The organism is Pseudomonas sp. Irchel 3H9 (assembly GCF_900187495.1).
GTDB lineage: Bacteria > Pseudomonadota > Gammaproteobacteria > Pseudomonadales > Pseudomonadaceae > Aquipseudomonas > Aquipseudomonas sivasensis.
Genome location: NZ_FYDK01000007.1, coordinates 11,792 through 32,425 on the forward strand (window position 1 = coordinate 11,792; position 20,634 = coordinate 32,425).

Genomic DNA, 20,634 nt, shown 5'->3' on the forward strand with positions numbered 1-20,634 from the left:
CACTAGTCCAGGGGGCGATGGGCTTTCCAGACGACAAACATCCCTTGGCCAGACGCGCCAACCAACCCACCCCAGCAATCACGCGGGGGCCCCGTGAGCGCTCGGTTTTTCCTCGTGTAAAAAAGAAAAAGCCCCGAACAACAGCAGAACAATCACTGCGTCATTCGGAGCTTTCCAGCAGCCAACAGGCCGTTTCAGGAGACGGGTTTTTCGCCGTACCAGCGAGGCGTATATACCCACTCACCACCACCGGCACGGGGGAATGTGCAGGTGGTGGACGAGCCGATCAGCACCATGGTGCGCATGTCCACTTGGTCAGGCGTGAGTTGCCCAAGGGTGGTGACACGCAATGTCTGGCCCGGCCGGCCGATATCGCGGCCCAGCACCACCGGTGTTTGCGGCGTACGGTGCAGCGCGACGATTTCCAGGGCGCGGCCCAACTGCCACGGGCGTGACCGCGAGATCGGGTTATAGAACGCCAGGGCCAGGTCGGCCTGGGAAGCCAGATCCAGGCGCTTCTCGATGATCGACCACGGCTTGAGGTTGTCCGACAGCGACATGACGCAGAAATCATGGCCCAACGGCGCACCCGCCTGAGCTGCGGTGGCCAGAGAGGCCGAGACACCGGGCAGGATCTCCAGGTCGACCTGATGCCAGGCCGGATCGCTGGACTCGTGCAACGCCTCGATCACCGCCGCCGCCATGGCGAACACGCCAGGGTCACCGGACGACACCACCACCACCGAACGCCCTTGGGCGGCCAGCTCGAAGGCATGGCGCGCGCGCTGCATTTCTTCGCGATTGTCGGAGCAGTGCTGAACCTGATCGGCGCGAAATGGCCCGGCCATGCGCACGTAGGTTTCATAGCCCAGCACATCGGTGCAACGTGCCAGTTCGGCTTTCACCGCCGGCACCATCAATTCGGCGGCGCCGGGGCCCAGGCCGATCACGGCAAGGCGGCCACGCGGGCGACCAACGCGCGACAGGTCCAACGGCTGCTCGGCAACGTCAATCACGATGTCGGCATCCTGGATAACGCTGCTGAAACGCAACGGCACTCCCAATGCCGATGCGGCTTCATGCAGCGACGCCTCGGCCATCTGCGTGTCGCTGGCCAGCAGGCACGCCAGGGATTGCACGGCGATGCCGGCATCATGCAAAGCCCCTCGCACTCGCGCAGCCAAATCCGCACCCGGCTTGCAGGTGACAGATACCGTCTTCGGATAGATCAGCAATTCATTGGCCGCCGGCACGCGCTCGGCAGTGCCCACGTGAATCGCCAAACGGGCTTGCTGGTCTTGCGGCAAATTCGCTTGATCCAGCCACGGCGCCGCGCCTTCGATACGCACGCGTTCGCCGGCCAGCAGGTCGGACACGAAGCGCTTGCCCAGCTCCAGATCCGCCAGTTCATAACCCGCAGGCGGGTTGAGCAAACAAGTGCCGAAACGCAGCTCACCACTGGTGGTGATTGCAGCCGCCACGTTGAGTACGGCCGCGATGTCCCGCGCCATTACGTTCACACCGCCCAGGCCACCGAGCAACGGCACCACCGCGCTGCCATCTTCCGCCACGGCCAGCACGGCAGGTTCTTCGCCTTTTTCCAGCAGCAGCGGCGCCAGGGTGCGGATCACGATACCGGCGGCGCACAGGGCAATCAGCGGCGTGCCTTGCTGATACAACTGACGCAAGGTGGCGCCGAATTCGCTGTAAGCCTGGTCCGCACCTTCAACCCGTCCGGCCAAGCCGTGGATCACTGCGCCGGGGTACACCTGCTGGATCTTGCGCGCGGTCGCCAGGCTGCCCTGGCCGAGGATGACAATTGCCGGATTTATCACCCTTGCCACCGTTCACCGGGCACGATGATCAGCGAGAAGTACGGTGAGGACGACGGGTCAACCTGATCCAGTGGCACGATCTTCTGGTTGGCCATGGTGGCGCGCTCCACATACAACGCGCGCTCGGCCAGGCCGAGTTCTTCCAACACTTGGCGCACCTTGGGGAAGTTGCGGCCCAGTTTCATGATCACCGCCGCGTCGGCATCCGCCAGGCGGCGCTTGAGGTCTTCATGGGGCAGCACACCCGAGAGCACCGACAGGCTCTGGTTGCGGTACACCAACGGCGCGCCCAGCACGGACGCGCCACCGAGCATCGAGCACACCCCCGGAATGACCTGCGCTTCGTAGCGCTCGGCCAAACGGTCGTGCAGGTACATGTAGGAGCCGTAGAAGAACGGATCACCTTCGCAGATCACCGCCACATCGCGGCCGGCGTCCAGGTGCGCGGCCACGTCGATGCTGGCGGTGTCGTAGAAATCGCTGATCACTTGCTCGTAGGACAGCGGCGCCGGCAGTGCCTCGGTGGTCACCGGGTACACCAGCGGCATCAGGGTCTGTTGCGGCACCAAGTGGTCCTCGATGATGCCGAACGCGTTGCCCTTCTTGCCCTTGGCGACGAAGTACGCCACCACTGGCGATTCACGCAGCAGGCGCAGGGCCTTGAGGGTGATCAACTCCGGGTCGCCGGGGCCGACGCCCAGGCCGATCAAACGTCCGCGTGCCTGCATTATTCGACCTCCGTGGCGAGTGCATTGACCGCCGCAGCGGCCATGGCGCTGCCGCCCAGGCGGCCTTGCATGATCACGAACGGCACACCACGGCTGTCAGCGGCCAGCATCGCCTTGGATTCGGCAGCACCGACAAAACCCACGGGGAAACCGAGGATCAACGCCGGTTTCGGTGCGCCGGCGTCGAGCATTTCCAGCAGGTAGAACAACGCGGTCGGCGCGTTGCCGATCACCACCACGCTGCCTTCCAGGTGCGGGCGCCACAGCTCCAGGGCAGCGGCGGAACGGGTGTTGCCCAGCTCGCGCGCCAGTTGCGGCACGCTGTCATCGCGTAGGGTGCAGATCACCTCGTTGTTGGCCGGCAGGCGCGCGCGGGTCACGCCTTCGGAGACCATCCGCGCATCACACAGAATCGGCGCGCCAGCGGCCAGCGCATCGCGCCCGGCCTTGCCGGCGCCTTCGGAGAATTGCAGGCCGTCGATGGCGTCGACCATGCCGCAGGCATGAATCACCCGCACCGCGAGTTTTTCCAAATCAGCCGGGATACGGTCCAACTTGGCTTCCGCGCGAATAATGGCGAAGGAGTTGCGATAGATCTCCTGACCGTCGCGGATGTAATCAATCATCGGTGTTGCTCCGTGGACGAGCGCGCAACAGGGCGCTCGCCGCTTCAATGGAAAGAGTGCGCGCGTGCAGCCGGCCGAAACCTGGGTGGGCTGCATCGCGAAAATAGAGGTCGTAGTGGCCAGGGCTCACCGCCAGCAAGGTGACCGGCGCAGTGTGCGCGGCGGCGCAGGAGCGCGAGCAGCCGGTCAGGTGCACGTCATGGTCGAGTTGCTGCGCAGCCAGTTGCAGGGCATCGGCCTTGGTATCGGCCAGGGCCTTGGCGCAGCCGCTGGAACCGGTGCAGGCGGTCAGGCGCGCCAGCGGTTGGTCGATGGTGCAAAGAAAGCCCAACTGCGCCAAGCGCTCGGTCACGGCGTGAGGTTTTTCGACGTTGGGCAACAGCACGCCTTGCCAGGGGGTGAAGCGCAAGGTGCCGTCGCCATAGTCGCGGGCGAGTTGTGCGGCGCCCTTGAGCATCGTCGAATCCAGGCGACCCAAGGGCGCGATAGCAGCGACATAGAACTGATTTTTTTGAGGCTGTGGATAAGTGCCAAGGTGCAGTAAAGCGCCACTGGGCGGGCGTTTGAAGCCATCGATCGGCAGCAGCGGCAGGCGCAGATGGCTCAGTAAGTTATCCACAGGCAAATGGCGCATGCGTGTTTGTTCTGGGGTGGCCAGGTCGAGAAAGGCTTCCAGCACGGCCACCACCAGCGCGTGGCCCTGATCCAATGGCACAGCTGCCAATGGCGCATCCAGGCCCGGACAGCCGGCCAGACCGAACGCGAGCAGCGTCTCGCCATCGCGTAGGAACGCCGACAGCCACAGATCGTGATGATGTTCGAGCATCGCCAGATCCTCACCGCCATCCAACTGCACGGCGAACTTGGCCGACAACTCATGGAAACGCGGGTGGTTTTGCAGGGTGGCGAGGATCTGCTCGGCCAGCGGGCGGGTGTCGAACAGCATCTGCGGGTCGATGCCGGCGCTGGGGCTGAGCATCAGATTGCGCACATCGTCACCGGCGGCGTTGCTCGGGCCGAGGCCTGCGGCCAGCAGCATGGCAATCAGCGCATCCTGCTCGGCGCCGATCCCGCGTATTTGCAGATTGGCGCGGTTGGTCGCCTCGATCACCCCGCCGGCATAGGCCTGGGCGGCATCCGCCACAGCGTCGGCTTGTGCTGAGGTGATCGAACCACCGGCCAATTTGATCCGGCAGATACCGCCATCCAAGGCCTGGACGATACGCAGCAACCCCGGACAAGCCGAGGGGCGCAAGGTATTCAGAGCGGGCGTTGGGTTCACGGGGCTACCGGTTCACAGGTAAAGGCGCGGTATTATGCCTGCTTTGTCCGGCGGCATGAAAAGCCTGCCCGTCGGATGTCGCTCAAGGAATGGATATGTCGCCCTGGCTGACGGTTGTAGGCATCGGTGAAGACGGCTTCAAGGGTCTGGGCAGAAATGCCCGGCATGCCCTGCTGCGCGCCACGCGGATTATAGGTGCTCAGCGCCAGTTGGACCTGTTGCCGGTGTGTATTCGCGGCGAGCGCCAAGTGTGGCCGAGCCCGTTTTCCCTTGAGCCGGTGCTGACGCAGCGCGGTACGCCTGTGTGTGTGCTGGCCAGCGGCGATCCGATGTTCTATGGCGTGGGGGCCAGTCTGGCGCGGCAGGTCGCGGCTGAAGAACTGCTGATTTTACCGGCGCCGTCGTCGGTGTCGTTGGCGGCAGCGCGGCTGGGCTGGCCGTTGCAGGAAGTGGTGACGTTATCCGTGGTGGCCCGACCGTTGGCGGCGATCAATGCGCATCTGGCCACGGGGGTGCGGTTGCTGGTGTTGAGCAATGACGGCAGCAGTCCTGCGTTGATTGCTTCGTTGCTGGCTGAGTCCGGGTTTGGGCCCAGCCGGTTGAGCGTGTTTGAACACCTGGGCGGTGTCGACGAGCGGCGCATCGATGGCTTGGCTGATGATTGGCAACACGCGCGCGTCGCTGATTTGAACCTGATCGCCATCGACTGCCTGGCCTGCAGCGACACACCGCGCCTGTCGCGCATCGCTGGCCTGCCCGATTCCGCCTTCCACCACGACGGCCAACTGACCAAACGCGATGTGCGCGCCATGACCCTCGCCCGCCTCGCCCCGATGCCCGGCGAACTGCTGTGGGACGTAGGCGCGGGCAGCGGCTCCATCGGTATCGAATGGATGCGCGCTCACCCGAGCTGCCGCGCATTGGCGATTGAAGCCGACGCAGGCCGCCAGGGCCTGATAGAACACAACCGCGACGCCCTCGGCGTGCCCGGTCTGCAACTGATTCGCGGCAAAGCGCCGGACGCCTTGCATGGTCTGGAGGCACCGGACGCCATCTTCATCGGCGGCGGTGTCACCCGCGACGGCGTGCTCGACACCTGCTGGCAACACCTGCGCCCCGGCGGTCGGCTCGTCGCCAACGCCGTGACCCTGCAAAGTGAAATGACACTGATGAACTGGCGCGGTCAACATGGCGGCGAACTGACGCGCATCCACGTCGCTCAGGCCCAGCCGCTGGGTGAATTCGATACGTGGCGGCAGGCGCTTCCGATCACCTTGCTGGAAGTGGTCAAGCCGCGATGAAACGGATTCTGCTGTTGGGTGGCGTGACCGAAGCGCTCGCCATCGCTCGCACGTTGGGCCCGGAGCATATTTACAGCCTGGCGGGCGTGGGCCGTGTGCCAACGGATCTCACCTGCCAAGTGCGTGTCGGCGGTTATGGCGGCGCCGAAGGATTGGCGCAATTTGTTCGCGACGAACAGATCAGCCTGATCCTCGACGCGACCCATCCGTATGCGGCGCAGATCAGCCGCAATGCCGCCGAGGCGGCAAAGGTGTGCGGTGTGCCGTGCTGGGCAGTACGTCGCCCGGCGTGGCAACCGCAGGCCGGTGACGATTGGCGTGAGGTCAGTGACTGGGCCGAGTTGATTACGGCGTTGAAACCCTTCAAGCGCCCGCTGTTCACCTTAGGCCGCGAGCCATTGCAGCATCTTGATGAAATCCCCGCCGACCAGTTCTGGACGCTGCGCGCGCTGGATGTGTATCCGGGCAATGAGCGGTGTGAAGTGATCGGCGCCCGTGGACCGTTTTTGATTGAAGACGAGCGGGTTTTGTTTGAACGGCGTGGGATTGATGTGCTGATCAGCAAGAACAGTGGCAGCACAGCCACCGAGCCCAAGCTGGAAGTGGCGCGCGAGCGTGGAGTGCCGGTGTTGGTGTTGAAGCGGCCGGTATTGGCGGCGGTGGACAGGGAGTTCCCAACGGTGGCGGCGGTACTGCAGGCAATCCACTCGCCTTGAACACCGAAGTTCAAATGTGGGAGGGGGCTTGCTCCCGATTGCAGTAGATCAGCCAATAAATCAGTGACTGACACACCGCAATCGGGAGCAAGCCCCCTCCCACATTTTGAACTGCATTGTTAGCTGCTTGCGGCTGATACCTGCCCAACGCCGCTGTGTACACGATCAGCCAACAACTGCGCCAGCTCAATCAACTGCGCAACGCCCAGCAACTCCTCTCGTTTTCGACCTTCCAGATCAAACGCCAAGTCACAACTCAGCGCGTTAGCCGAGGCGAGTGTTTCGCTGAGGTTGACCAACAGGTCTTCGGTGCTGATGCCATCGGCCACGGTGAAGAGCCGGACGGGGGGATTTGGGGTGGGCTTGATCATTGTGAAGCTCCTTAGGAAAGTGGAGCTGCCACTGATTCGCCGCGACGCGATAGGGTGGCAGCTGTACGCAGGTTCGCGGACCGGTCCTAAGGCAACCCGGCATACCCGAAGGTATCCCGCGCACAGCCACCATTGCGCCGCACAGTAGACGATAAAAAAGCGCCAACTGAAAGCAGACGATGACGCTCAGCGTCCATAGGAACCCGGGCCGCGACGCCCGTCCGCTGCGTTTGCAGCGGTGCGCGGAGACTAGAGACCGAGTGTCCTAGGGACAACCTCAAATCCCTGTCGGAAATTTCTGCTTGTACGAATAACCAGCCAAACGACTAGCTATTTGGCCTCCCTCCAAAAAGTCGATTCCCCCTACAAACACTTCCGAACCAGCTGGCTGGCTCAGCCAAAAGCCCCCGCCCTAACCTCCACCCTCGCGGTTTTGGGTTAACTCCCCGCGAGGGGGCACGCCGTTTCGACAACGTGTCACAGCTTGCCATTTTGTATCCTGAGGAATACGATCCGTGACAATTGAGTTCAATGAAACCACTGAGTTTGTCAAATGGTTGGAAGCAGTTCGGGACCCGTTCGTAAAAGTTCGCGTAATCAAGAGAGTGCGAATGGCTGAAGCCGGAAATTTTGGTGACTGCGAGTCAGTGGGGGATAGCGTGTTTGAAATGCGGATCCATTACGGCCCAGGGTATCGCGTTTACTTCACCCGCCGAGACGAGGTGGTTTATCTGTTGCTAATCGGCGGTGACAAATCAACACAGAGCAGAGACATCAAACGTGCAAAGCAAATCGCAATAAATTTTGGTAGCGAGGAATAAATTATGAGCGAGTCCTTTACCCGCTTCGATGCGGCAAAATATCTGAAAACCCCTCTGGAGATGGCTGCATATTTAGAGACCTGCTTTGAGGATGATGCTGGTGATGGTCTATTGATTCGTACCGCTCTTAACGATATCGCCCGCGCCCAAGGCATGACCCAAGTAGCCCGCGACGCCGGCCTCGGAAGAGAAAGTCTATACAAAGCCCTCTCCAGCAATGGCAATCCCGAGTTCGCGACTATCATGAAAGTCATGAAGGCTTTGGGCCTCAAGCTTCACGCCACAGCGATCTGATAGCACTGCGACACCAAACCACACCACCGCTTTTTACTTATCCCCACCGATCAGGCTAAATACCCGCCTGATCGTTTAACCCTACGGATTGTCCGCCATGGCCCGTCAACGCTTTGCAATTGCCTGGATCGCCTGCCTTGCAGTGCTGTTCAATGCGTTTGCCATGCCGATGGCCAGTGCGATGCAGCAGGCGGATGACCCGGTCAAGCAATTGCTCTGGGGCAGTTTCTGTTCTTCCAATGGTGCAAGCCTCAAGACCATCGCCCTGGGCAAGCTGGAGATTCCGGCGCCGCAGCAGGATGATCATTCCACCATGCAGCATTGCTGGTGTTGCTCAGGTTCGGCGCCGTTGGTGGCCTTGCCAGGGCATGTGCCGCAGTTGTATGTCACGCGGTTCGATGCGTTCCAGAATCTGCCGTCGTCTTCGCCCCAGCAACCCACTCCGCGCCAGCAATGGCCGAGCCTCAACCCCCGCGCGTCTCCAACGGTCTGATTGTCTTCGCAAGTGAACTGCGTTTAGAACCGTTCTGGAGAACTGCCATGCTCAAATCTTCCCTGCTTCTGGCCGCGTTGTTGCTGCCGGTGTTCAGTGCCGCCAATGCCGAGGACTACAAAGCCGGCGACTTGCTGGTCAGCGATCCCTGGTCCCAGGAATTGCCACCCAATGCACCCACCGTCGCTGCGTATTTCGTGATTCACAACACCGGTGCTGAGCCGGATCGCCTGGTCGGCGTCGCCACGCCGGTGGCCGAGAAGGCCGAGTTGCATGAGCATGTGATGCAGGGTGACTTGATGAAGATGCAACAAGTACCGAGCGTCACCGTGCCAGCCAAAGGTGACCTGACCTTCGCGCCCATGGCCTATCACGTGATGCTGCTGGGTCTCAAAGACCGCAGCCTGTTGGCCGATGGCAAGCAATTCCCCCTGATCCTGACCTTTGAAAAAGCCGGCAAGGTCGAGGTGGAAGTGTCCGTACAGAAAGTACCGCCGATGGCCGGCCACGAGCATAAACACGCTCAATAGGCCAACACTCGATGGGCGCCCCTCGCGCCAGGCTCTCTCCACACCACCGCGTGAAGCGCGGCAGTTGGATCAGCCTGTTTGCCATGCTGATGATCTTTATCGGTCCGCTGATTTCCCAAGCGATGCCGATGGATCATCACGCCGGTATGTCGATGTCGATGCCAATGAGCATGTCCATGGACATGCCGGGCGAGCATGGCGAATCCCATCACCCTAAAGCCCCCGACGAACATCACGCGCTCTGGGCCAAGTGCGGTTACTGCGACCTGCTGTTCAGTTGCCCCGCCCTGCCCGGCAGCGTCTCCTACGTCACCCTCAACACTCCGCCGCCGGCCAATGCGCTCACCCCCGCTACGCGCCTGGGTCATGCCCGGCAGAGCATCTTCCCCGGCGCCCGCAGCCGTGCGCCGCCCATCGCCTCGTAAACCCTAAGCACCGTTACTTCACCCCGGCCGACTTTAGACAGACAGCCGCAGGCTGCTGGCCGTGTTGTTTACGATTGATTGATGGAATTTGTCATGTCCAGGTTTTCTGCTGACACCCGTTTGGGATGTACCCCTGTGCTCGCCGTTTTATGCGGCGCCCTGCTGACGCCTCAGGCCCATGCCGAAGAGCATGAACATGAACTGAGCCCCACTGTGATCACCGCGATTGCGCCCAGCTCCCCCCTGACCGTGGTCACGAACCCGAAAGACCCGCGCCAACCGGTGCCCGCCAGCGATGGTGGCGACTACCTCAAGACCATCCCCGGCTTCGCCCTGGTGCGCAATGGCGGCACCAATGGCGACCCGGTGCTGCGTGGCATGTTCGGCTCGCGCCTGAATATCCTCACCAACGGCAGCATGATGCTCGGCGCCTGCCCAGGCCGCATGGACGCACCCACTTCGTATATTTCCCCGGAAACCTACGACACCCTCACGGTGATCAAAGGCCCGCAAACCGTACTCTGGGGGCCAGGCGCCTCGGCCGGTACCATCTTGTTCGACCGCGAGCCCGAGCACTTCGGCGAATTGGGCACACGGCTCAACGCGAGTGTGCTGGCAGGCTCCAATGGGCGTTTCGACAAGGTCATCGATGCCGCTGCCGGTGGGCCTCTGGGCTATGTGCGTGTGATCGGCAACCAGGCCCATGCCGACGATTACAAAGACGGCAACCACGACACCGTTGCTTCGCGCTACGACAAGTGGAACGGCGACGTGGCCGTGGGTTTCACCCCCGACGCCGACACCCTGCTGGAACTCACCGCAGGGCGTGGCGACGGCGAGGCGCGCTACGCCGGACGCGGCATGGACGGTTCACAGTTCCTGCGCGAAAGCCTCGGGCTGCGTTTCGAGAAGTCCAATATCGGTGAGGTGCTGGATAAGGTCGAGGCACAGGTCTACTACAACTACGCCGACCATGTGATGGACAACTACAGCCTACGCACGCCGTCGGGCACCGGGATGATGGCCGGGCCGATGGCCTCCAACGTTGATCGTCGAACCCTCGGTGCGCGGATCAAGGCCACTTGGCGCTGGGCCGATCTGCAGTTGATCGGCGGCCTGGATGCGCAGACCAATGAACACCGCCAACGCAGCAGCATGGGCATCGACACCTACAAAGAGTTGCCCAAGGTCAAGGACGCCAACTTCCACAACTACGGCGTGTTCGGCGAACTGACCTGGTACGCCGCCGACCGCGATCGACTGATCACCGGCGCACGTCTGGACCGCGCCTCGGCCAAGGACTTCCGGCAAACCACCGGCTCCGGGATGAGTGCACGCGCCAACCCGACCGCCGACGACACCCGCGCCGATACCCTGCCCTCGGGCTTTATGCGCTACGAGCACGACCTGGCCGACAGCCCCACCACCCTCTACGCCGGCCTGGGCCACTCGCAACGCTTCCCGGATTACTGGGAGTTGTTCTCTCCCAACACCGGCGCGGTCGGTTCGGTGAATGCCTTCGACGGCGTGAAACCGGAGAAGACCACCCAACTCGACTTCGGCGCGCAATACAAAGCAGACGACCTCGAAGCCTGGGCTTCTGGCTACATCGGGCAAGTACGTGACTTCATCCTGTTCGACTACCGGCCGGGCATGATGGGCACCACCTCCCAGGCCCGCAACGTCGATGCTCGCATCATGGGCGGTGAAGTGGGCGCGGCGTACAAGCTGACCCGTCATTGGAAAGCCGACGCGACCCTCGCCTACGCCTGGGGCAAGAACAGCAGCGACGGCAAGGCCCTGCCACAAATGCCACCCCTGGATGCACGCGTGGGCCTGACCTACAGCGAAGACGACTGGAGTGCGGGCGCGCTGTGGCGAGTGGTCGCCGCGCAGAACCGTATCGATCAGAACAAGGGCAACGTGGTCGGCAAGGACTACGACAAGAGCAGCGGCTTTGGCGTGTTCTCGCTGAACGGCGCCTATCGCATCACAAAAAACGTCAAGGTCAGCACCGGCGTCGACAACCTGTTCGGCAAGGCCTACGCCGAGCATTTGAACCTCGCGGGCAATGCCGGCTTCGGCTACCCGGCCAACGACCCGCAAGCCATCAAGGAGCCGGGGCGAACCCTCTGGACTAAAGTCGACATGAGTTTCTAAAGCACCGCAGTAGGAGTCGGCCTTACCGACAGCGGGGTTGCCTGGCAGCCCCACACCTAAGATCCATAGCCTTGCGGAGCACTACCTGATGAAGACTCAAAAAATCTCTTTCTACAACCTGGCCTGGCGCTGGCATTTCTACGCTGGCCTCTTTGTCGCGCCCTTCATGGCGCTGCTGGCCGTGACCGGCATCATCTACCTGTTCAAACCCCAACTCGACCCGCTGATGTACGGCAACCTGCTGACCGTACCCGCAGCCGAACACGCCTTGAGCGCCGACGAACAATTGATGCGCGCCCAACGCGCTTACCCCAAAGGCGCGATCAGCAAATACCTGCCGCCGGCCGACGCCACCAGCAGCGCGCAGTTTGTGATGCACAACGAGGGTCGCGAAGTGACGGTGTTCGTCGACCCTTATCGCGGCACCGTACTCGGTGAGCAGGACGCAACCTACAACCTGCAAGCCATCGCTCGTGCGCTGCACGGTGAACTGATGATCGGCACTACCGGCGACCGCCTCATAGAACTCGCCGCCGGGTGGGGCGTGATGTTGGTCGTGTCCGGTGTGTATCTGTGGTGGCCGCGTGGCAAGTCTTCAGCGGGGGTGCTGTGGCCACGCCTGGGCAGTCGCGGCCGGTTGTTCTGGCGCGACCTGCATGCGGTCGCCGGGTTCTGGGGCGCGGCATTTTTGCTGGTGATGCTGCTCAGCGGCATGACGTGGACAGGCTTCTGGGGCAAGCAGTACGCGGGGCTGTGGAATACCTTCCCAGCGGCGATGTGGAACAACGTGCCGCAGTCCGACCAGCAGGCGCGAGTGCTCAACACTGCGACCCAACAGACCGTGCCCTGGGCCATGGAAAATACGCCGATGCCCATGTCCGGCGACCACGCCGAACACATGAACCACGGCGCCATGCACGCAGGCCCGGCCGCGCCGACCATCCGCCTGCAACAGGTGGTGGATTTGGCCTCCGCACGCAAGGTCGAGCCAGGCTACAGCATCACCTTCCCCACCACCGCCACCGGCGTGTTCACCGTCGCGGTGTTCGCCAACGACCCGCGCAACGACGCCACTCTGCATGTGGACCAATACACCGGCAAAGTCCTCGCCGATGTGCGCTGGGAGCACTACAACTGGGTAGCGCGGACCACCGAGACCGGCGTGATGCTGCACGAAGGCAAGATGTTCGGCTGGGTCAACCAACTGATCGTGCTAGTGATCTGCCTGATGATTTTGCTGAGCGCCGTCAGTGGCGTGGTGATCTGGTGGAAGCGCAGGCCCCAGGGCGGCCTGGGGGTGCCACCGTTGCGCCACGACCTGCCGAAGTGGAAAACCGCGATGGTGATCATGCTGGGCCTGGCGATCATTTTCCCGCTGGTGGGCGCTTCGCTGATCATCGTATGGGCCTTGGATCGTCTGGTGCTGTCGCGTTTTTTTGGCCCGCGTGAGTCCGCCCCAGGTTCTGCATGAACCCGGCGAGGACCCAAGACAGAGGCCTTCTTTAGCCTTGCGCGACTCTTGTCCCGCAGCGGATAAGCGCTAGCTCATCACACGTTCTGCGTCATCGTTGCTCGCCGCTCATCGCGGCGAGCAAGCCTCCAAGCGGATCAAACGACCGATCACCCAGTACCTTGCCAGCGGCCTGATGCACACGCGCTGAGCACGGGGTTACAGCTCATCACGGTCACGCAGTTGAAGCGGTTCGTCGACCAAGGGTTCGTCGGTTCCCACCTCTTTGCGACGGTCCTTTAGCACCTCGGAAATCAGCCCCTCGTTATGCCAGTAGCCATCCCGATCGAGTACCGACAGTTGACCGACTCCAGCCAATCGCCTGAAAAACTCAACAGGCGTGAGACTGGCCGCAGACGTCATCAGCTCATTTTCCGGGGATGAAAGCCCCAACACGTATTTCAACAGCGCGCCCCCCCGAGTCATCAGGTAAAAGTTCGTCGTAGAGCGTGACTGAGCCTTGAGAATGCGGATGCAATAAGCCAGGAATGTCGGTTCGATAAAGTTGCTGTTCAGCGAATCATCCTCGGACGCCGCACTCTCGACGGGCGCCGTGTCCCGGTAGGCCAACTGCGCACCCACCACCCGGTACAAGTCCGGAAAATCCGGGTAAGGTACCGGCCCGCTCGCTGGCGGCGACATCGGCTGCACAGGCCCCGAAGGCCCGGTGTAAAACAGGCGGAACAGGCGCGTCGCATCCAGCCCCGGCCACAGCGGCAAGGTGGTGATGAACGATGAGTCGTTCGGGTTGGCCAGGACCGCGGCGACATAGTTATGGCCCTGGATTGCCGACAGCCGACGTTGAACGTAGCGGGCGGCATCGTCTGGGTGGGAAAACAACGGACCGCAACCCATCGGGTAATCGAAGAATCCTTCTCCCGTTCCCGGCTGCCAGCCGGGCGTGATTCGTCGCGTACCCGCCCAGACCGATCCCTCGACCAGGACATCAAGGTTGCCGAGTCCAGCCAGCTCATGCACATAGTCAAGCAGCGTGATCTTGCCCTCGTGCAGTTGCTGGCGAAGCGTCGGGAAATGGCTGCGATCGTCCAGCGCCTCGTCCGTTTGCAGGTATTGATACCTGAGCAACGCCCCCTCCGGGCAGGACAGGTACAGCGATAGCTGCTTGCCCTTCACACCATGGCGGGCGAAGCGAATGCCATTGTCGATGACCATGGGCGAATGAATCATTTGCCCATGGGGGTCGTGCCCCGGTGTCAGTGTTTCAAGGGCCGCACATAGATAGATACCTTCCAAGACATAACCCTGGGGCAGCAGGCCGCTTGGAAACACCTGCTCGAACTTCCAATAACTGCTACGCACCAGCGGCATCGTCACCATGTACTGCTCTTTGCGCGCGTCCTTGAACACGTAGCCGAACTGCAACGCGGACCCGTACTGACAGCGTTCATGGGCATAACGCACAGCCGCCCGCTCCTGGGCAAATACCGGACTGAAGGCAGGATCCGCCAGGGCGTTTTCGATCTGAGCCCCAGGCAAGCGAAACGCTTTGGGAACAAACCCCTGAAGTAAACGCGGCGGCCCCCAGACCTCGCTGCCTTCCACAACGCGCAGGCGCCCCGCCTTGCTCAAGCGCTGGACAAACGCTTCTGGCGTGAGCTCTCCTGCGCGGATCTGTTGCTCAAGCGTGTTCTCCAGGCGGTCCTCCCGCACCAGATTCAGGGGCGCCAAATCGTCTTTCAACGTCGCTTCCAGCAACGAGTTGCTGCGGCTGTAACTGATGATGCTGCCGTCGGCGCCGAACAGGTACTCACGGCTCAAGCTGGCATGGGCAGTGGTCAGCACAGCACTGATCACCCGGGTCGAGAGCATAGTGCGGTAGATGTCGCGTTGCGTGGCATCCAGGGTAAACGGCAGTTCGCGCCCAGGGCTTGAGCGGTAGCGCGCCACCAGGGTATGGGCCGCGGGAAAGCCGCCAACCGCTACCATCTCATCAGGAAAAATCCAGGTGTGCTCGAAGTCTTCGCGCGGCACGCTGACCGGTTCAGTGGCAACGAACAGGCCGTCAGGACGCTGGAGAATCAGGCCGCCGAACAGCCGCCGTCCATTGACAGCCTGAAGGCGAGAATGGGCATACCGCGCCGCGTCATCCTGCTCGTTGAACACTGGCCCCAGACGGCGGCGAATAAAGTGGGCGTAGGGTCGCCAGCGCGAAGATTCCTTGCTCACCGCGCCCCGGCGGTCCCAGCATTGACTGGAGTACAGCACCGTCAAATCACCGGTTTGCGCCATCAACGTCACATAGCGGCGAATATCCAGAGTGCCGCTGCGCAGGCTCATCCCCTGCACGCTGACTTCGCCGCCATTCTCGCCGCCACTGAACAGCGAGGTCTTGGCCGGCTGATAGCGCAATAGCGCGCCTTCAAGCGTCGACAGATAAACCGGTAACACGTCGCCGGTATCCGCGCCCGGCAAATGACGGGCATCTTTCTCGGCCCGTTGCAGCAATTGCGGAGTCGCGAAAAAGCGGGTCAGCCAGGCTTCAGAAGAACTCACGCCGCTGGGCAACCATTGCTGGGAATAGAGCATCCCGGCCACCACGAAACCATGAGCGAAATCCCCTCCTTCAAGATAAGGCGCGCCAAGCGATGCGTTACTTAACCGCCCCTCAGACGCCTGCGGCGCCAGCTCGCTGACCACGTATTCATTTTTTTGCGGGTGCTTGAGCAAGTAAGCCGTATACCCCTGAGCCTCCAGGCTGCGCCCATGGCCACGCTTATGGGCATTGATCGCCGCAGCGTCCAGGGTGGTGAAAATGGCGCTCAACGACGGCGTTTGCGGGGCTACCTGGGCGTATTCGAAATTTGGCGTCCAGTCGTCATAGACTCGCAGGCGCGGCCCCCACAACCGTGTATGGCTGAGCACCCGCAGTTCGCCTGCGTCCGCCAGGCGGATCACGATATCTTGCGGCTTGAGCGCACCTCGCTCCAGGCGAAGACGGTAGCTATCAACCCCCGGCGTTTGACGGGTATTGGCCAGTACCAACGCTTCCTTTTGTGAGCCGCTGGGGATGTAACAGATCAGGTTGTTGGGCGTTCCGCTCAAGTACGCCGGAAGCCCGGACTGGATCACCGAACGGATTTCCTGATCGGCGAACATCGTGACGGTGATCTCAAGATCGGTCAGTGTCCAACCCAGACGGCGCCAACGTTCCAGGTCAGCTTGGGACAGCGGTGGATGGGAACTGTAGCGCCCACAAATGACATGCTCGGCGGGCGGTACGACTAACCCATTGTCGGACGATGACAGCAGCAAGTCTGCGGCAAAGCCATTGCCCTGGAAACGTACCGGTTCGGTGAACGTGAAGCGCTGGTCGGGACGCCGCAGGATGTAGCCGCCATACCCCGCATCACGCCGTATGCCGATGCGCTCGTGGGCGTGCCGCGCGGCATCGTCGGCACTCAGGAAGGTTGCATCGACGCTATCACGCTTGCCCGCACCCAATGGCAGGACTTCACTGTCATACACCACCCCTCGCTCGGTCCAAAGCTGGCCTGTCTGGCGTACCGTCAGCTCGCCCGCACGAATAACACGACGCACAAACGCCCGGGGAGACAACGAACCGTCCATCAACGCTGCCTGATTGCCGTTATCCGTCACCGTGCCGTCAATGGCCACATTGAACAGTTCAGTGGCCGCCTTGGCTTCGGGCGCTTGCCATTGCAAAAGCGCCCCGTCGTCAGTGTGCAAAAACAGCTTCAAGCCCATCTCGGCAATCTGCAGGCTCTTCGTGGCGGCCGCCTGATTCATCGCCGTGACCAGCAGTTGAGGGCTGACGAAACGCTTGTACAGCCAGGGTTCCGTGGCGGGTAACGGCGTGTCGGCCAAAGGCGCCGGGGAATAATAGAAGCCCACCACGCGATGATTGGAGGGCAGCCGGGGCTGGCCGTTGTTGCGTACCGGGAACAGCCCGGTCAACGCAGCGCCCAGGGCCGTGGGTTCGGTGGCGACATAGGTCGAAGCCGTCAGGTGCTTGAGGACAACCCCCTGATAGCCGGTCCGGGGCAAACCCGCCGAAAAGCTCAAGGCCACCAACACCGCCGCTTGCGCGGTACTGACGATCGGGGTGAAGAACGGTTGTGCCTGCGCAACCCCGTCGCTGCTCACTGGACTGCGCAAGGTCCAATCCAGAGGCACCTTGCCGCGCACACCGCCCCACACGGGCGAGGGTACCAGCACGTGTAACTCGCCGGCTTTCGCCAACCGCCACACAGCGCCTTCGAACGCGGAGAATGGCACGACCGGCTCAGTGCCTGTCAGTTGAGCCTTGAGGCTTGTCTCCTCGGCCGAGCCGCTGCTCACATATTTGAGCAGCGAGTTGACCGTCCCAGACAGGTAATGCACGCGCGCAAAGTTACGATGGGTGATGACAAACACCTGGTCGGCGTTGGAATAAAAACTGTTGAACAGCTCAACCTGATCCGCGGTGAAACCGGGGTTGAATTGTCTTATCGAGCCTTCGTCGGCGGGGTGGGAATGGTAGAGCGCATGGCACTCGTAAGGATGGGGCGCGATAAAGTTGCCCTCATCGTCCACTGCCAGGATCGTGCTGAAATCGAACAGCACCTGCTCACCGCTGGCCGGATGCGTGGCGAAGTAGCGGTTGCCGCGCTTGAGAATGAGCCCGCCATACTCTTTGTCACGCCGTGTGCCGATCTGGTTGTGTGCCCAGCGCGCAGCGTCATCGGGCTGAATGAAGGCCGGCCCCACCGTTACCTCGGGGACATCGGTAAACGGTCGCCACGCTGCGGTAACCACACCCGCGCGGTCCCACATGCGGTTGGTGGCGAGCACGGTCAGCTCACCGACGGCCGCGACCTGCCGGACATAGTCCTGGGGTGTGAGGCTGCCTGTGAGCAGCGCGTTATCGGCTTCAGGGCTGCTGCCGAGGAGTTCGATTTCTGCGGGCGAGAAGTTAAATCGGTAGCGCAACAGCGCCCCATCTGCGGTTTGCTGATAGAGCCCAAGCGGCTGATCCGGCACCTGCAGGTTAGCGATAAGACCAGCCTGCTGTGCCGCGCTCCCCAAACCCAACGGCGGAAAAAAGCTGCGGTACAACCAGGGTTGGTTCACCGCCACGCGGCCGTGTTCGGCAGGAGGGTCGCAGTAAAAACCAACAATGTGATGCTCGTCCGGCAGCAGGTAATTGCCGTCCGCATCCGTCGATAACAGGTGGCTCACATAAAAGCGTGGCTCGTCGAGGAGGTGGGCCTGGGTCGCGACGAATTCATCCTTGCCATCGCGCTTGAGCACCAGCCCAAGGCGCCAGGACGTCCTGGCGCCGCTGCCGAGCGCCACGCCCGCTTGAATGGCATCGCTGACCGTGGCGCAGACGTGGGACAACAGCGGCAACAACCCCGGCGCTGGCGCAGCGAACGCCTGATAGGGCTGCCAGCTCTGCGGAACCACCCCCCGAGAGCCGCCCCACAACGGGTTGCTGGTGACAAAGCTCAACTCACCCACCGCGAGCATTTTTTTAACGTGACCTTCTATCGAGCCATCCGTCCCCCACGCTGCCTCGCTGACCGTGCCCAAAATCCACTTGGCGTATTGCGCCTCGGCGAACGACCCACTGGGGCGATAGCGCACCAGTGAATCATCGGGACCCGACAGGTAAGACAATGCAAAGTTGTGCTGATAGGTGATATCCCCAGCGGCATCCCATGGAGAAAAGAAATTCAGATAGGCCTTCACCTGATGCTCGGACATCTTCGGGTTGGCACTGGCAACCTGTTCGTAATCCGCCGGATGGGAATGATAAAGCCCGGCGCGGCGGTAACCGGCAATCGGCAAGAAACTGCCATCCTCGCGGGTGCCGAGGACGTCGCGGATGTCAAACTCAAGCCCCTGACCACTGACCGGCTCTGTGGCAAAAAAATACCCTTGCAGGTTGCGCAGAATCACACCGCCGTACTCACGATCACGCCGTGCACCAATACGCCGGTGCGCCCACAACGCTGCGTCATCGGCATGAATAAAGGCCGGGCTCAATGCGGGCAGCGTCACCGATGTGCCGCCGGAGCCCGGCGTGGTGGTAGATGTGGGCTGTGTAACGGTCTTGTCCGGCACCCAGTTCTCATAGACGACACCGGCCACACTCCACAATGCGCTGGTCTGCTCCACGCTCAGTTGCCCGGTGCTCGCCACCCGCCGTACAAAGTCGCGCGGGCTCATCTGGCCGCTCAACAGCGCGGCGTCCAAACCGTCATCCACGACAGAGCCATCCGCCTCAACCTTGAACAGTGCCGCTTCGGCACTGGTCAGGGAGCAGCGGTATTTGAGCAACGCTCGCCCCTGGGTACGGTAATAAATCGACACGCCCAAGGCCTGATCCACCGTCTCCAGCGTGTGCGCCTGGTAGATGCCGAGCGCCAGCGCCCGTGGCGCGAAGAATGCCTGGTAGAGCTCTGGCTCCTGGACGGGGAGCACGGTCGCCGGTGGCGTTGGCCCCAGGTAGAAACCCGCTACCCCATAATCGGCGGGAAATGCGAACTTGCCCTCGCGACTGGGGAACAGTTGCCGCAAGAAAGGCTGGTGAGGGTCGAGGGTCCTACCGACAGTGGCGATATAGGCCTCCTTGTCGCGAGCCTTGAGCAACACGCCGCCAGCACCACCGCCGGCGAGGGCCGAGCGAATGGCCTTGGTAGCTTGATCGAAGACGGAGGTAAACAAGGGCAACTCGGTCAACGTGGACGAACTGAAGGGTTCGAACACTACCCAGTTCGCCGGCACCTTACCGAAAGAACCGCCCCACAGTGCAGTAGGCACAATCAGGCTCAGCTCGCCCAGCGTGGAGACCTTTTTCACAAACTCATTGAAGGGCCCATACACCCCCACCCGACTGCCGGCCGGTTTTCCCGCCCGCAGCCACAGTGCGAAGCTGCGCTCCGGGGACGAACCGCTGGGCGCGTAGCGAATCAGTGAGCCGTCCGGCCCCGATAGATACGCCGCCGGAAAGAATTCGCGATCATCCACATCGTGGCTGAAGTCCGAACCTGAAAAAAAACCGAGAAATGCCTTGGCCATTCGCTCGTCGAACGACGGATTGCGCTCGCGGATCAACGCGTGCTGGGCCGGGTGCGAATGGTAACTGGCGACGCAGGTGTAGCCCCTGGGTTGCTGGTAATAACCTTCGGCGCTGATGCCCAGAACGTTGAGCAGATCGAACTGCATGCCATCCCCTGGCACCGGATCGGTGGCGAAGTATTTACCGGCGGGGTTTTTCAGGATGACGCCGCCGTACTCGCGGTCGCGGCGGTCGCCGATTTTCCGATGGGCCCAGTACGCGGCGTCGGCCTCATGCACAAACGCCGGGCTTAACGGCGGCAAGCGCGACGCTCCCCTCCCGGCACCGGCAGCGCGTTCCTGGCGTGATAATCGAATAGCCATACACATTCCTTTTGACTGAGTGTTGGCGGCCATTCTTGTACCTCTGGGAAGGCGTCGAGCGGTAAGTAGTTAGCCCGCACCGTTAGCGTGCGCCAGCGCGCACATCATCCGGTTCAAAGCCCCGATCTGGTGCGC

Annotated in this window: 15 protein-coding genes; 9 read left to right on the forward strand and 6 right to left on the reverse strand. The window is 62.0% G+C overall.

Translation table 11 applies throughout. The annotated features are described in order from the left end of the window. Nucleotides 1–194 precede the first annotated feature (194 nt). The 4 genes from cobJ to cobG are packed head-to-tail and all read right to left on the reverse strand — an operon-like array spanning nucleotide 195 to nucleotide 4,471. Entirely contained in the window at nucleotides 195–1,832 is a 1,638-nt protein-coding gene (gene cobJ, locus CKW32_RS22345) for a precorrin-3B C(17)-methyltransferase (RefSeq protein WP_095186167.1), read from the reverse strand. Next, on the reverse strand, nucleotides 1,832–2,563 hold the full coding sequence (locus CKW32_RS22350) for a precorrin-2 C(20)-methyltransferase (RefSeq protein WP_032890609.1): 732 nt from the start codon (nucleotides 2,561–2,563) through the stop codon (nucleotides 1,832–1,834). The genes cobJ and CKW32_RS22350 overlap by 1 nt, the downstream gene beginning before the upstream one ends. Continuing rightward, nucleotides 2,563–3,189, reverse strand: coding sequence for a precorrin-8X methylmutase (locus CKW32_RS22355; protein ID WP_032890608.1), 627 nt, complete (start codon nucleotides 3,187–3,189; stop codon nucleotides 2,563–2,565). The genes CKW32_RS22350 and CKW32_RS22355 overlap by 1 nt, the downstream gene beginning before the upstream one ends. Continuing rightward, on the reverse strand, nucleotides 3,182–4,471 hold the full coding sequence (gene cobG / locus CKW32_RS22360; protein ID WP_305885248.1) for a precorrin-3B synthase: 1,290 nt from the start codon (nucleotides 4,469–4,471) through the stop codon (nucleotides 3,182–3,184). The genes CKW32_RS22355 and cobG overlap by 8 nt, the downstream gene beginning before the upstream one ends. Nucleotides 4,472–4,566: 95 nt before the next feature. Between cobG and cbiE the strand changes: the two genes are divergently transcribed. Then, nucleotides 4,567–5,772, forward strand: coding sequence for a precorrin-6y C5,15-methyltransferase (decarboxylating) subunit CbiE (cbiE, locus tag CKW32_RS22365; protein ID WP_095186037.1), 1,206 nt, complete (start codon nucleotides 4,567–4,569; stop codon nucleotides 5,770–5,772). After that, a complete protein-coding gene (locus CKW32_RS22370; RefSeq protein ID WP_095186038.1) occupies nucleotides 5,769–6,488 on the forward strand; it encodes a cobalt-precorrin-6A reductase in 720 nt (239 codons plus the stop codon). The genes cbiE and CKW32_RS22370 overlap by 4 nt, the downstream gene beginning before the upstream one ends. A 119-nt stretch (nucleotides 6,489–6,607) precedes the next feature. Here the strand turns inward: CKW32_RS22370 and CKW32_RS22375 are convergent, their stop codons facing one another. Next, nucleotides 6,608–6,859 (reverse strand): DUF6124 family protein, encoded by a 252-nt coding sequence (locus CKW32_RS22375; protein WP_032890602.1) that lies wholly within the window; start codon nucleotides 6,857–6,859, stop codon nucleotides 6,608–6,610. A gap of 521 nt (nucleotides 6,860–7,380) precedes the next feature. Between CKW32_RS22375 and CKW32_RS22380 the strand changes: the two genes are divergently transcribed. The 7 genes from CKW32_RS22380 (at nucleotide 7,381) to CKW32_RS22410 (ending at nucleotide 13,053) form a co-directional block, all read left to right on the forward strand. Beyond that, nucleotides 7,381–7,680, forward strand: coding sequence for a type II toxin-antitoxin system RelE/ParE family toxin (locus tag CKW32_RS22380; protein WP_032890654.1), 300 nt, complete (start codon nucleotides 7,381–7,383; stop codon nucleotides 7,678–7,680). A gap of 3 nt (nucleotides 7,681–7,683) precedes the next feature. Next, a complete protein-coding gene (locus tag CKW32_RS22385) occupies nucleotides 7,684–7,974 on the forward strand; it encodes an addiction module antidote protein (RefSeq protein ID WP_032890601.1) in 291 nt (96 codons plus the stop codon). 97 nt (nucleotides 7,975–8,071) lie between these two features. Continuing rightward, nucleotides 8,072–8,467: a DUF2946 domain-containing protein gene (locus CKW32_RS22390; RefSeq protein ID WP_095186039.1), complete on the forward strand. Its 396-nt coding sequence runs from the start codon at nucleotides 8,072–8,074 to the stop codon at nucleotides 8,465–8,467. Between the two features lie 47 nt (nucleotides 8,468–8,514). Next, complete coding sequence (locus tag CKW32_RS22395) at nucleotides 8,515–8,997, forward strand: copper chaperone PCu(A)C (RefSeq protein WP_032890598.1); 483 nt, start codon at nucleotides 8,515–8,517, stop codon at nucleotides 8,995–8,997. 11 nt (nucleotides 8,998–9,008) lie between these two features. Next, nucleotides 9,009–9,422 carry a DUF2946 domain-containing protein gene (locus CKW32_RS22400; RefSeq protein WP_095186040.1) on the forward strand — a complete coding sequence of 138 codons (414 nt, stop codon included), beginning with the start codon at nucleotides 9,009–9,011 and terminating at the stop codon, nucleotides 9,420–9,422. A 93-nt stretch (nucleotides 9,423–9,515) separates the two neighbouring features. Beyond that, nucleotides 9,516–11,582, forward strand: a complete 2,067-nt coding sequence (locus CKW32_RS22405) for a TonB-dependent copper receptor (protein WP_095186041.1) — start codon at nucleotides 9,516–9,518, stop codon at nucleotides 11,580–11,582. A gap of 88 nt (nucleotides 11,583–11,670) precedes the next feature. Beyond that, on the forward strand, nucleotides 11,671–13,053 hold the full coding sequence (locus CKW32_RS22410) for a PepSY domain-containing protein (protein WP_095186042.1): 1,383 nt from the start codon (nucleotides 11,671–11,673) through the stop codon (nucleotides 13,051–13,053). Between the two features lie 198 nt (nucleotides 13,054–13,251). Here the strand turns inward: CKW32_RS22410 and CKW32_RS22415 are convergent, their stop codons facing one another. Further along, nucleotides 13,252–20,499: a DUF4329 domain-containing protein gene (locus CKW32_RS22415; RefSeq protein ID WP_160016662.1), complete on the reverse strand. Its 7,248-nt coding sequence runs from the start codon at nucleotides 20,497–20,499 to the stop codon at nucleotides 13,252–13,254. Nucleotides 20,500–20,634: the final 135 nt, after the last annotated feature.